11 protein-coding genes are annotated in these 12,611 nt (G+C 67.2%); 6 read left to right on the forward strand and 5 right to left on the reverse strand.

The window, feature by feature from the left end:
- Positions 1-2 precede the first annotated feature (2 nt).
- Positions 3-497, reverse strand: coding sequence for a 5-(carboxyamino)imidazole ribonucleotide mutase (gene purE / locus IEV99_RS19950; protein ID WP_188519457.1), 495 nt, complete (start codon positions 495-497; stop codon positions 3-5).
- Positions 498-647: 150 nt separating this feature from the next.
- Here purE and IEV99_RS19955 point away from each other — a divergent pair, with 150 nt between their 5' ends.
- Entirely contained in the window at positions 648-1,190 is a 543-nt protein-coding gene (locus tag IEV99_RS19955; RefSeq protein ID WP_188519458.1) for a GGDEF domain-containing protein, read from the forward strand.
- On the opposite strand, the gene IEV99_RS19960 is transcribed toward IEV99_RS19955, so the two are convergent.
- Positions 1,180-1,398: a YdcH family protein gene (locus IEV99_RS19960; RefSeq protein WP_188519459.1), complete on the reverse strand. Its 219-nt coding sequence runs from the start codon at positions 1,396-1,398 to the stop codon at positions 1,180-1,182. The genes IEV99_RS19955 and IEV99_RS19960 overlap by 11 nt on opposite strands.
- Before the next feature lie 274 nt (positions 1,399-1,672).
- Here IEV99_RS19960 and IEV99_RS19965 point away from each other — a divergent pair, with 274 nt between their 5' ends.
- Positions 1,673-1,858, forward strand: coding sequence for a YdcH family protein (locus tag IEV99_RS19965; protein ID WP_188519460.1), 186 nt, complete (start codon positions 1,673-1,675; stop codon positions 1,856-1,858).
- Positions 1,859-1,951: 93 nt separating this feature from the next.
- Here IEV99_RS19965 and IEV99_RS19970 read toward each other — a convergent pair whose 3' ends face one another.
- Both IEV99_RS19970 and IEV99_RS19975 read right to left on the reverse strand, forming a co-directional pair.
- On the reverse strand, positions 1,952-3,580 hold the full coding sequence (locus IEV99_RS19970) for an acyl-CoA synthetase (RefSeq protein ID WP_188519461.1): 1,629 nt from the start codon (positions 3,578-3,580) through the stop codon (positions 1,952-1,954).
- Positions 3,581-3,667: 87 nt separating this feature from the next.
- On the reverse strand, positions 3,668-4,426 hold the full coding sequence (locus IEV99_RS19975) for a sulfite exporter TauE/SafE family protein (RefSeq protein WP_188519462.1): 759 nt from the start codon (positions 4,424-4,426) through the stop codon (positions 3,668-3,670).
- Between the two features lie 183 nt (positions 4,427-4,609).
- Between IEV99_RS19975 and IEV99_RS19980 the strand changes: the two genes are divergently transcribed.
- On the forward strand, positions 4,610-6,505 hold the full coding sequence (locus IEV99_RS19980) for a propionyl-CoA synthetase (RefSeq protein ID WP_188519463.1): 1,896 nt from the start codon (positions 4,610-4,612) through the stop codon (positions 6,503-6,505).
- A 33-nt stretch (positions 6,506-6,538) separates the two neighbouring features.
- Here the strand turns inward: IEV99_RS19980 and glmU are convergent, their stop codons facing one another.
- Positions 6,539-7,879 (reverse strand): bifunctional UDP-N-acetylglucosamine diphosphorylase/glucosamine-1-phosphate N-acetyltransferase GlmU, encoded by a 1,341-nt coding sequence (glmU, locus tag IEV99_RS19985; RefSeq protein ID WP_371875816.1) that lies wholly within the window; start codon positions 7,877-7,879, stop codon positions 6,539-6,541.
- A gap of 216 nt (positions 7,880-8,095) precedes the next feature.
- Between glmU and IEV99_RS19990 the strand changes: the two genes are divergently transcribed.
- The 3 genes from IEV99_RS19990 to mdoH all read left to right on the forward strand — a co-directional run bounded on the left by IEV99_RS19990 (position 8,096) and on the right by mdoH (position 12,607).
- Entirely contained in the window at positions 8,096-8,680 is a 585-nt protein-coding gene (locus IEV99_RS19990; protein ID WP_188519465.1) for a hypothetical protein, read from the forward strand.
- A gap of 223 nt (positions 8,681-8,903) precedes the next feature.
- Positions 8,904-10,445: an OpgD/OpgG family glucan biosynthesis protein gene (locus tag IEV99_RS19995; protein WP_188519466.1), complete on the forward strand. Its 1,542-nt coding sequence runs from the start codon at positions 8,904-8,906 to the stop codon at positions 10,443-10,445.
- On the forward strand, positions 10,421-12,607 hold the full coding sequence (mdoH, locus tag IEV99_RS20000) for a glucans biosynthesis glucosyltransferase MdoH (protein ID WP_188519467.1): 2,187 nt from the start codon (positions 10,421-10,423) through the stop codon (positions 12,605-12,607). Before IEV99_RS19995 ends, mdoH begins: the two co-directional genes overlap by 25 nt.
- Positions 12,608-12,611 lie beyond the last annotated feature (4 nt).

Here is a 12,611-nt window from a genome sequence, read left to right on the forward strand (position 1 = left end):
GCTCATGCCTCGTTGGCCGGACGCTCGGCCACCGCGCCGGTCTGGCGCGCCCGATAGGCGTCCACCCGGTCCGCGAGCGCCGGATCGTTGAGGCCCAGAACTGCGGCCGCCAGCAAGGCGGCGTTCACCGCGCCCGCGCGACCGATCGCCAGCGTCCCGACCGGGATGCCGGCCGGCATCTGGACGATCGAGAGCAGGCTGTCCTGTCCCGACAGCGCCTTGGATTCCACCGGCACGCCGAACACCGGCAAGCTCGTGAGCGCGGCCGTCATGCCCGGCAGATGCGCGGCGCCCCCCGCGCCGGCGATCACCACCTGGTAGCCCGCCACCTTTGCGCCCTTGGCGAACTCGTAGAGCCGGTCCGGCGTGCGGTGGGCCGAGACGATCAGGCACTCATGCCCGATCCCCAGCGCCTCGAGAGTCTCGGCCGCATGACGCATCGTCGCCCAGTCGGACTGGCTGCCCATGATCACGGCGACTGGTTTATGGGCCTTCATTCCAACTCTCCCGCAAAAGTTAAGCGGCTTTCAAGAAAAACAGGGCGGACTATAGAACGCGCTTCCCCTGCGCTAGCATAGCCGGAAACGATCGTGAACCACGTCACCCCTCCTTTCGATACGGTTTGCCCTCATTCGGAGGGCGCCCGCGTGGCCGAGCTCACGCGCGAACTCGCCCAGGCGAAATCCCGCATTTCGGAACTGGAGGAGCTCGCGCATGTCGACGAGCTGACCGGCGTCCTGAACCGGCGGGGCTTCATCCGCGAGTTGCGGCGCGCGCTGTCCTATACGGAGCGCTATAGCGTGCCGGTGTCGCTGCTGCTGCTCGATCTGGATCGCTTCAAGCAGGTGAACGACCAGCTCGGGCACCCGGCGGGCGACGCCGTGCTGGCCAAGACGGCTGCGGTGCTCGCCAGCAATCTGCGTGCGTCCGACACGGTGGCCCGCCTGGGCGGCGACGAGTTCGCGGTCTTGCTGTGGCACGCGAACCAAGACATCGCGGCCGAAAAAGCCGCGGCGCTCAAGCTCATCCTGGCCGACTCCCCCGCGGAGTGGCGCGGCCTCGAGATCCCGATCAGCGCCAGTTTCGGCGCGCATGGGCTCACGGTGGGGCAGACCGTGCAGGACGCCCTTCAGGAGGCCGACCGCGCGCTTTATGCGGCGAAAGCCAACCGGCTCGCGTTCAGGCGATGATATCGGGCGTGATCTGGTCCGAGAGCCGGATGATCCGGTCTTTCAGGGCCAGCTTGCGCTTCTTGAGCCGCTGGATCTGCAACTGGTCGGCGGCGACTATGCCTTCCAGCGCATAGATGGCTGCGTCGAGGTCGCGATGCTCGGTCTGGAGACGGGCCAACTCAGCCGCGAGCTGGACATCGGTGGCCTCGGTGCTGTCGATGTTCATGTTCAATGGATGGACCCATCACGCCGCCGTCGCGAACCGATCCACTATGCCAGACGCGACGCGGCGGGCAAGTCGGCAGAGGACAATTCGGCTAGGGTCAAGCCGGGCGCCGCTCGCGTCGGAGGCGTGGCGCGTCGCTTCCGCTTGCCCCGGAGCAGTAGGGCGCCTACCTCCTCCAAGGGCCGAGCAGGGGTGGCGGAAATTCTTCGGAATGGCTTCCCCCTACGAGCGGTCCTGTGTCAGACTGATGACGTTCCAACGTGGGAGGTATCGCATGGCTTTGCAGTCCCATTTGGCGGAGCTCGAGCGCCGCCATCAGGCCATCGACAAGGAGATCGAGAAGGAATTAGGCGCCCCGAGTGGGGACGATCTCAGACTCGCCGAGTTGAAGCGGAAGAAATTGTTGCTGAAAGATCAGATCGAGCGGCTTCGAGTGGCCGCCAAGCCGACCCTGCATTGAGGGTTTGGCCGACGCCTTGATTGTGGCGTCCCCCGAGTGAGTTCGCCGCCGCATGCGCCGTCGCGCTGCGGCGGTTCGTTTTCAGCCTGCGGTTCAGATGTCCCGGGCCATCTCGCGCAAGCGGAACTTTTGCACCTTGCCGGTCGAGGTCTTCGGCAGCTCGGCGAACACGATGTGCCGGGGGCACTTGTAGCCCGCCAGGTGCTGCTTGCACCACGCCAGCAGGTCGTCGGCCGTCGCCTCGCGGCCCGGCTTCAGCTCCACGAATGCGCAGGGCGTCTCGCCCCATTTATCGTCCTGCTTGGCCACTACCGCCGCAGCCTGCACGGCCGGGTGCTTGAAAAGCGCATCCTCGACCTCAATGGACGAAATGTTCTCGCCGCCCGAGATGATGATGTCCTTGGACCGGTCCTTGAGCTGGATGTAGCCGTCCGGGTGCTTCACCCCGAGATCGCCCGAGTGGAACCAACCGCCCGCGAAGGCCTCCTCGGACGCCTTCCGGTTCTTGAGGTAGCCTTTCATCACCACGTTGCCGCGGAACATGACCTCGCCGATCACCTCGCCATTGGCCGGCGCGCTCTCCATCGTGACGGGATCCTTCACGTCCAACGCCTCCAGCGCGAGATAGCGCACACCCTGCCGGGCCTTGCGGGCCGCCTGCGCGGCAGGGTCGAGGTCATTCCAGTCGGCGTGCCAATCGTTCACGACGGCAGGGCCGTAGGTTTCGGTCAGGCCATAAAGGTGCGTGACGTTGAACCCCGCCGCCTTCATGGCGGCCAACACCGCTTCCGGGGGAGGCGCAGCGGCCGTAAAGAACTCGACCACATGCGGAAGCGGCCGCTTTTCGGCGTCGGGCGCATTCAGGAGCGTCGACATTACGATGGGCGCGCCGCACAGATGCGTGACCTTGTGCTCCGCGATCGCCTCGTACATGGCGGCCGCCCGCACATAGCGCAGGCACACATGCGTGCCGACCGCGGCCGAGATCGACCACGGGAAGCACCAGCCGTTGCAGTGGAACATCGGCAACGTCCAGAGATAGACTGGGTGCCTGCCCATGTTGCAGGTGAGCACGTTGCCCTGCGCCAGCAGCGCCGCGCCGCGGTGGTGGTACACGACGCCCTTGGGATTGCCGGTGGTGCCGGAGGTGTAGTTCAGCGAAATGGCGTCCCACTCGTCGCCCGGGCTCGCGCGCTCGTAGCTGGAGTCGCCTTCGGCCAGAAACGCCTCGTAGTCGAGCGAGCCAAGTCGCTCGCCCGGGCCGGTGAACTCCGGATCGTCGTAGTCGATGATCAGCGGCTTCACGGTCGCCGTCGCGAGCGCCGGGCCGACGATCTTCGCGTATTCGCGGTCCACGATCAGCACCTTGGCCTCGCCGTGGTCCAGCGAGAACGCGATGATGGGCGGGTCGAGCCGGGTGTTCAGCGTGTTCAGCACCGCTCCGGTCATCGGCACGCCGTAGTGGCACTCCAGCATGGCGGGCGTGTTGGCGAGCATCACCGCGACGGTGTCGCCGCGGCCGATCCCCCGCTTGGCGAGCGCAGAGGCGAGGCGCTGGGAGCGCTCATTGAATTCGCGGTAGGTCCGGCGCAGCGCGCCGTGGATGATCGCCGTGTGGTCCGGGAACACCAGCGCGGCGCGCTCAAGAAACGACAGCGGGGTCAACGGCTGGAAATTGGCTGGGTTCTTGTCGAGGTCGATGTCGTAGATGTCGGACGCCATGGCCACGTCTCCCGCCGGCTTCGTGTTGCGGCGGAACCGTAGCGGCGCGGCCGGAGCCGGGCAATCGATCGATCGTCGGACGAGGCCTCAGAGCAGGTCGCGAAAGCCGTCCCAGATCAGCTTTACCCCAACCACGAAGCTGAGCACGTAGATCAGCGTAAAGAACCGCTTGGCGTCGATCCGTTTCACCATCCAGACGCCCAGGAAAGTGGACGCGATGGCAAGCGGAAAAAGCAGCGCGGAGGCGCGCAGGTTCTCGGTCGAGAACTGCCCCAGCGCCACGTAGGGAACCACCTTCACCAGATTGGTGATGGCGAAGAACATCGTGCTCGTGCCGGCGTAAAGCAGCGGCGAGAGCCGCTGGGGCAGCACATAAACCTGGAAGGGTGGCCCGCCCGCGTGGGCGACGAAGCTCGTGTAGCCCGCCACCACGCCCCAGAATCCGCCAGCCAGAACCGATCGCCGCTCCCGCTCGGCCTCCTCCATGACGCTGCGCCGTCGCCAGTAGAGCGCCACGAACCCAACCGAGATCAGCCCCACCCCGACCCGCACCGCCGCTTCCGGCACCTGCGCGGCGAAGATCCAGCCGATCGCGATGCCGGCGATTGACCCCGGGACCATGATGTAGAGGAGCCTCGGATCGAAATCCCGGCGGTAGGCCCAGACGCTCACGGCGTCCTGCACGATCAGGATCGGCAGCATGATGGCAGCCGCCGTGACGGGCGACACCACCAAAGCCAGCATCGGCATCGAGATCAGGCCGAGACCCGAGAAGCCGCCCTTCGACATGCCCATGAGCACGACGGCAGGAATCGCGATCGCGAAAAAGAGAGGTGTTTCGATCATCGGCGGGGGATCGGCTCGGCGGGAGCAAAGTGGTCGCAGGTTTGCGCCCCACCGACAAGCCGCGGCCGCGCAGACCCGACCGGCGCGCTGCGGCCGTCTCCATCTTTGGGCTAAACTCGACTTCCGTCGTCTTGTTCGCCGGCCGCGCCTGCGTATCAGTGGGAAAAATCCTGGGAGGGACGAATGCAGAGCCGCTATCCCGAGACCTACGCGCAGTGGAAAGCCAACCCGCAGGCGTTCTGGGCCAAGGCCGCCAAGGCGGTCGACTGGATCAAGCCGGCCGACGCGATTTTCGATCCCGACCAGGGGGCCTATGGGCGATGGTTCGTGGGCGCGGAGTGCAACACCTGCTGGAACGCGGTGGACCGACACGCCGCTATGCGCCCCAACCAGGCCGCGCTGATCTACGACAGCCCGGTCACAGGGACAAAGCGCACGCTCAGCTATGCGGAGCTGAAGACCGAGGTCGCCGCCCTGGCGGCCGTGATCCAGGATCTCGGCGTCCGCAAGGGCGACCGGGTCATCGTCTACATGCCGATGATTCCCGAGGCCGTGATCGCCATGCTGGCCTGCGCGCGCATCGGCGCGATCCACTCCGTGGTGTTCGGCGGGTTTGCCGCCAAGGAGCTCGCCACCCGCCTCGACGACGCGACGCCCAAGCTCGTGCTCGCGGCTTCCTGCGGCATCGAGCCGAACCGCGTGGTGACCTACAAGCCGCTGCTGGACGAGGCCATCGCGCTGGCGTCCAACAAGCCCGAATCGGTCTTGCTGCTCCAGCGCCCGCAATGCGAAGCCGCCATGCAGCCCGGCCGCGACCACGACTGGACCGCCGCCGTGTCGGCCGCCAAGGCGGCGGGCCGGCTGGCCGACTGTGTCCCCGTGCTGGCGACCGATCCGCTCTACGTGCTCTACACGTCCGGCACCACTGGCAAGCCCAAGGGCGTGGTGCGCGACAACGGCGGCCACATGGTCGCGCTCGCGTGGTCGATGAACAACCTCTACGGCATGCAGCCGGGCGAGGTGTTCTGGGCCGCCTCCGACGTCGGCTGGGTGGTGGGCCATTCCTACATCGTCTACGCGCCGCTGCTGATCGGCTGCACCACCGTGATCTACGAGGGCAAGCCCGTTGGCACCCCGGACCCGGGCGCGTTCTGGCGCATGATCGCCGAGCACGACATCAAGGTGCTGTTCACGGCGCCGACGGCGTTCCGGGCGATCCGCAAGGAGGACCCCAAGGCCGAGCATCTCGCCCGCTACGATCTCGGCGGCTTCCGGGCCCTGTTCCTGGCCGGCGAGCGCGCGGATCCTGACACGGTGCAATGGGCCGAGGAGATTCTGAAGGTCCCGGTGATTGACCATTGGTGGCAGACGGAGACGGGCTGGGCCATCGTCGGGAACCCGCTCGGCCTCGGCGCGCTGCCGGTGAAGCATGGCTCGCCCACGGTCCCGATGCCCGGCTACGATGTCCAGATCCTGGACGAGGGCGGCCGCCAGGTCGGGCCGAACACGATGGGCTCGATCGTCGTGAAGCTGCCGCTGCCGCCCGGCTGCCTGCCGACGCTCTGGCACGCGGACGACCGCTTCAAGGAGGGTTATCTCTCGGCCTATCCGGGCTACTACAACACCTCGGACGCCGGCTTCGTCGACCAGGACGGTTACCTGTTCATCATGGGCCGCACGGACGACATCATCAACGTGGCGGGCCATCGCCTGTCCACAGGCGGCATGGAGGAGGTCCTGGCCTCGCATCCCGACGTCGCCGAGTGCGCGGTGATTGGCGTCAAGGACGCCCTCAAAGGCGAGCAGCCCTGCGGCTTCGTGGTGCTGAAGGCGGGCGCGAACCGCTCGCCGCTTGATGTCGAGAAGGAGATCGTCAAGCTGGTGCGCGACAAGATCGGCCCCGTGGCGGCGTTCAAGATCGCCATCACGGTGAACCGGCTGCCCAAGACCCGCTCGGGCAAGATCCTGCGCGGCACCATGAAAAAGATCGCCGACGGCGACAGCTGGTCGATGCCGGCCACCATCGACGATCCCGCCGTGCTGGACGAGATCGCGGCCGCCCTGCAAGGCAAGGTGTGACGGAACCGGGGCCGCGGCTTGCGCTGCCGCGGCTCAGCCCTTCTTGTTGGCGTCCCTGAACGCCTTGCCCCACCCGGCCTTCACCACCTGCCGGCCGCGCCCTAGCGCGAGCGCGTCAGCAGGCACGTCGTCGGTGATTACCGAGCCAGAGCCCACGAAAGCGCCGTCCCCGATCGACACGGGGGCGACCAGCGCCGAATTCGAGCCGATGAATGCGCCCGCCCCGATCACCGTCCGGGCCTTGTTGAAGCCGTCGTAGTTGCACGTGATCGTACCGGCCCCGATATTGGCCTTCGCCCCCACGGTGGCGTCGCCCACGTAGCTGAGGTGGTTGATCTTGGCCCCGGCCGCAACCTGCGCGTTTTTCACCTCGCAGAAATTCCCGACCTTGCTGTTTTCCCCGAGATCCGCGCCCGGCCGCAATCGCGCGAATGGCCCCACCTCGGCGCGATCGCCGATCACGGCCTTCTCGAAATGGCAGTTGGCGTGGATGGCGACGCCGGTCCCGACCGTAACGCCCAGGCCGAAATACACGTTCGGCTCGATCAGGGTGTCCTGGCCAATCACGGTGTCATGGCTGAGAAACACGGTCTCGGGCGCGATCATGGTGACGCCCGACCGCATGGCGGCGTCGCGGAGACGACCCTGCATGATCGCCTCGGCGGCCGCGAGTTGCACCCGATCGTTGACGCCGCGCACCTCGTCCTCCGGCGCGACGAGCGCCTGCGTGGCGTAGCTCCGCGCACGCGCCTGCTCAACAGCGTCCGGCAGGTAGAACTCGCCTTGGGCGTTGTCGGAGCCGATGCCTTCAAGCAGTTCCAGCGCGTGGCGCCCGTCCAGCGCCATGAGGCCAGCGTTGCACAAAGTCACGCGCCGCTCGTCCTCGCTCGCGTCCTTGTGCTCGCGAATGGCGACGAGCGATCCCTCTTCGATGATCATACGCCCGTAGCCCGTCGGGTCCTTGGCCTCGAACGCGAGCGCCGCCACGGAAGCGCCCTCGCCCACTGCGTTGCGCAGCCGGCGCACCGTCGCGGGCGTCACCAGCGGCGTGTCGGCGAACAGCACCACCACGTCGTCGAAGCCTTCCGCCAGTGCGTCTTGCGCCGCCAGCACCGCATGCGCGGTGCCGCGCCTCTCTTTTTGCTCGAACACGCGAGCGCCTGGCGCCAACTTCAGCGCCTCCGCGGCCACGTCCTCGCGGCCTGGCCCGACCACCACCGCGATCGCGTCGATGTCGGCCGCCTGGACGGCCTTCAACACATGGCCAAGCAGGCTGAGCCCCGCGATCCGGTGCAGCACCTTCGGCAGGGCGGAGCGCATGCGCGTTCCCTCGCCGGCCGCCAGAATGATGGCCAACCCACGCCGCGCGACGATCGGAGCGAGCAACTCTTCGCGCAGGTCGCCTCCGGTTTCGAGATCGACGCCCTTTGGTGAAGCCACGGCGGCGGGCGGTGCGGGGGGGGCGACAATGTCGGTCATGGGCGCTCGACTCGGCTGACAGGGTTTCGTTTACGATACCGACTTATGGTTTCCATGGATTAACCACGGCGCCGGCGCCTCACAAGCCCGCCGCCGCCGCCAGGCTGCCTGATGACGTATTCTCGAATCGAGCCCAGCTTCGCGACCGCAACCGGCGACGTCTTCGCGGCTGCCCCGGCGCAAGCGCCCGCGACGACGGCCGGAGCCACGACGCTCGGAGCCGCCTGGGCTGGCGCATCGGTCGCGGCGCTCCTGCTGATGGCCCCCAGCCTCGTCACGCGCCTTTTTGATCGCGCGCCCACTCCGCAGCCGATGAGCAGCCTTGCCCCGACGGCTCCGCTCGCCCGCCATGTCGCGCCTGCTCTGCCGGACGTCGCCGCAACCGGCGCTTTGCCGGCCACGAGCGCAAGCACGGCGGAAGGCGTGGTCACCAAGCCGCTGGGCTTCACGCTCCTGCTCGGCGAAGCCTCCAGCGCCGAAACGCTCTGGGGTTGGTGGCGCATCTTGCAGCAGCGCCACAAGAGCAGCGTTGGCGGCCTGGTCGCCAGCGTGATCCAGGCGGAAGGGACGCCGGTTCGCCACCGCCTCACCGCCGGGCCGTTCGAGAACGCCGCCGCGGCGGCCGAACTCTGCGGAAAGTGGCGGGCCGACGGCACCAGTTGCCAGGTCGCCCGCCCGGACGGCTCCAAGTTGTGAAAGCTGTAGGTCGGGGGCGTACACACCGCCCGAACCCGGTCGATCGGCCATTTTGCGGCCTCGGAAACGTCTCGCGATGCCCTTATAATGTGCTAGAAGCCCGCCCGGTTGGGTAGCGCCACGAGCTTCGCGCGTGGTTTCATGCGCCGCGGGTCCGAAACAGGTCTCCCACTGAATGTCGAGAGTACCCCCACACAACGGTAGTGATGCGGCTTTGTCGCGGATGAACCGTCGCTCGCTGCTGGCTTTCGGGCTCGGCGCGGGCGCGCTGGCGGCCGCGTCGCCGGCGCTGGGGCAGAATTTCGTCGCGCAGGCGCTGCAGAGCGCGCTTGGCGAGGGACAACGCTTCACAGCCACGACGCTCGCCGATCTCGCGCGGCTGTTGTCGAAGCGAGCCTATCAGGCGCCCTCGAGCGAACTGCCAGAACCGTTCAATGCGCTGAACTACGAGCAATATATCGGCATCCGCGCCCAGCCCGGCGCCGTGTTGTGGAACAACGAGGGACGCGGCTTCACGGTCGAGCCGCTCCACCGCGGCTTTGCGTTCGGAAGCGCAGTTTCGCTCTACGTCGTCGAAGACGGCATCGTCCGGCGCGTGATCTATGATCGCAGCCGCTTCGACTACGGATCGCTGAAGGTCCCGGCGACGCTGCCCGACCTCGGCTTCTCCGGCTTCAAGGTATTCGGCGATCCGCAGAACGGGCGCCAGCGCGAAGTCGCGATCTTCCAGGGCGCGACCTTCTTCCGCTCGTCCGCACGCGGCCAGAACCTCGGCGTCATGGCGCGCGGCCTGACCCTGAAAGCCGGCGATCCCAAGGGCGAGGAATTCCCCCTCTTCCGCGCCTACTGGATCGAGCAACCAGCGGCGCGGACCGACAATCTCGTGATCCACGCCTTGCTGGATTCCGAAAGCGTCACGGGAGCCTACCGCTTTACGCTGCGCACCGGCGACGTTTCGATCATCGACACGGAGATCACGCTGTTTCCGCGTGCGCCAGTGGAGAACTGGGGCGTGGCCGGCATGACGTCGACCTTCCTGTTCGGCCCGAACGACCGTCGCAACGTCGATGACCTGCGCCCCGCCGTGTACGAGAGCGGCGGCTTGCAGATCCACAACGGCAACGACGAATGGATCTGGCGACCTCTGTCCAATCCCGAAACCCTGCAGATCTCGGCCTTCGTGGACCCCGCGCCAAAAGGGTTCGGGCTGATCCAGCGCGATCGCGACAGCGCCGCCTTCCAGGATGACGACCAGAATTTCGAGCGCCGTCCCAGCCTCTGGATCGAGCCGATTGGCGACTGGTCGCCCGGCCTCGTGCAACTCGTCGAAATCCCGACCGAGTCCGAGATCAACGACAACGTCCTGACCTATTGGAGGCCCAAGCAGCCTCTGCAACCGGGCGCCGATGTGTCGGTCGCCTACCGGCAGTTCTGGTGCTGGCAGCCGCCGGAGCGCGCACCGCTCGCGCAGGTCACGTCGACGCGCGTCGGGCGCGGGCGCACGGCCACGGCCCGGCGTTTTGCAGTCGACTTCACCGGCGACATGCTGCGGCCTGCCCAGACGGCGGCGGAGCTCAAGGCGATGCTGTCGTCGGCGACCGGCGTGGTGTCCAATCTGAGGTTGTGGCCCTATCCGGAACGCAAGCTTTACCGAGTGGGTTTCGAACTCGAACCCGGCAACGAGACGGCGTGTGAATTGCGGCTCGTGCTGGAAGCGGGCGGGAAGCCCTTGAGCGAGACATGGCTGTATCGTTGGACACCGTAGACGCCCCCTCGCCGCACGCGCCTCTGGGCGTGATCGCGCCGGCGGACCATCCGCCGTTGCCGCCGGAATCGCCTTTGGCGATGCCCGTGCAGGCGCTCGGGACGTGGTCGCGCAAGCTGACGCGCAAGCCGCTAGTTCGCCGTCCCAAGCCCTGGCTGGCCCGCCTCTTCGTGTTCGTGGGGGCGATCGCCCTCACCGTGTGGGGCGCGTCGGAGATGTACCGGGTCGTGTCCGTCTCTGGCGTGACGGCTCTGCAGTGGGCCCTCGTGGCGCTGTTCACGGTCAATTTCTCGTGGATCGCCTTGGCCTTCACGAGCGCGATCCTGGGCTTCGTGGCGCTTCTGCTGCGCCGGCGGACGCCACCGGTTCCCAAGAGCCTGCGCGCCCGCACGGTCGTCGTCATGCCGGTTTACAACGAGGCGACGTCCCGGGTTTTCGCCTCGCTGCAGGCCATGTACGAGGAAATCGAGGCCACCGGCCTCATTGACCATTTCGACTTTTTCATCCTGTCGGACAGCACTCAGCCGAATGCCTGGGTGGCCGAGGAACGCGCCTTCTGGGCGCTGCGCGAGCGGTTGGGTCCTAAGGCCCGCTTCTACTATCGGCACCGGCAGAAGAATACGAACCGGAAGGCCGGCAATATCGAGGATTTCGTCACCCGCTGGGGCGGCGCGTACGAGCACATGCTGGTGCTGGACGCCGACAGCCTGATGACAGGCGCCTGCGTGACGCGCCTTGCCGCCGCCATGGAGGCTGACCCGGACGCCGGCATCATCCAGTCGCTGCCGTTGATCATCAACCGCAACACGCTGTTCGCGCGCTTGCAGCAGTTCGCCGCGAAAATGTACGGCCCCGTGATCGCCACCGGCCTGGCGGTCTGGTCCGGCCGTGAAGGCAACTACTGGGGCCACAACGCCATCATCCGCACCAAGGCCTTCGCGGACCACTGCGGCCTGCCCCACCTCTCCGGCAAGCCGCCCTTCGGCGGTCACATCCTGAGCCACGATTTCGTCGAGGCGGCATTGGTCCGCCGCGCCGGCTGGACCGTCTACATGCTGCCCGACCTGGAGGGCAGCTATGAGGAAAGCCCGCCGTCGCTGATCGACCTTGCGACGCGCGACAGACGCTGGTGCCAGGGCAACCTGCAGCATTCCCGCGTGATCGGCGCGGCCGGCCTCACATGGCCGACGCGCCAGCATTTCGCGACCGGCATCTTCTCGTACCTGGCCTCGCCGCTCTGGCTGTCGCAGCTCGTGGTCGGCATCGTGCTGGTGTTGCAGACGCGCTATGTGCGCCCGGAATATTTCACGCGCGAGTTCTCGCTGTTCCCGGCCTGGCCGCGCTTCGACGCCGAACGCGCCTTGCAGTTGTTCGGCATCACAATGGCGATCCTGCTCGCCCCCAAGCTCTTCGGCCTGATCCTGGCGCTGATCCGCGGCTCGCTGCGGCGCGCCAGCGGCGGCGGCTTCCGGCTCGTGGTCTCGGCGATCATCGAGGTCATCATGTCGGCCCTGCTGGCGCCGATCCTGATGGTGATCCAGTCCGGCGCGGTGTTCCAGATCATCGCCGGGCGTGACACCGGCTGGAATCCGCAGCGGCGTGACGACGGGTCCATTCCGTTCCGCGACATCGTCCGGCGCCATCGCCTCCAGATGCTGCTGGGCATTTTCACCGGCATCTCGGCCTTCATGATCGCGCCTTCGCTGTTTGGCTGGATGTCGCCCACCATTCTGGGCCTCGTGCTCGCGATCCCGATCTCGGCGGCCTCCGGCATGCTGTCGATGGGTCTCGCCCTGAAGCGCGCCGGGCTTCTGCTGACGCCGGAGGAGACCTCTCCCCCGCCGATCGCGACGCGCGCTAACGCGCTCATGCGGGAGCTCGACAAGGCCGGCTACGACGATGACATCGCGGTGCGCGCGCTCCATGCCGACCCGCTGTTCCGGTCTCGGCACGAAGCCATGCTGCCGGCCGCCCCTCGCCGCAAGCGCGGTGAGATCGACCGGGAGCGCGCAGTTGCGGAAGCCAAGCTGATGGACGCCGAATCGGTCGACGACGTGATCGAGTGGCTGCACCCCAAGGAGGCCATGGTGGTGTTGCATGACAGGGCGCTCATTGGCCTGCTGGCCGGGCTGCCCGCGAGGCAGGAAGCCGCGGCGGCCTGACGCC

Source organism: Alsobacter metallidurans, from assembly GCF_014636935.1.
Taxonomy (GTDB): domain Bacteria; phylum Pseudomonadota; class Alphaproteobacteria; order Rhizobiales; family Beijerinckiaceae; genus Alsobacter; species Alsobacter metallidurans.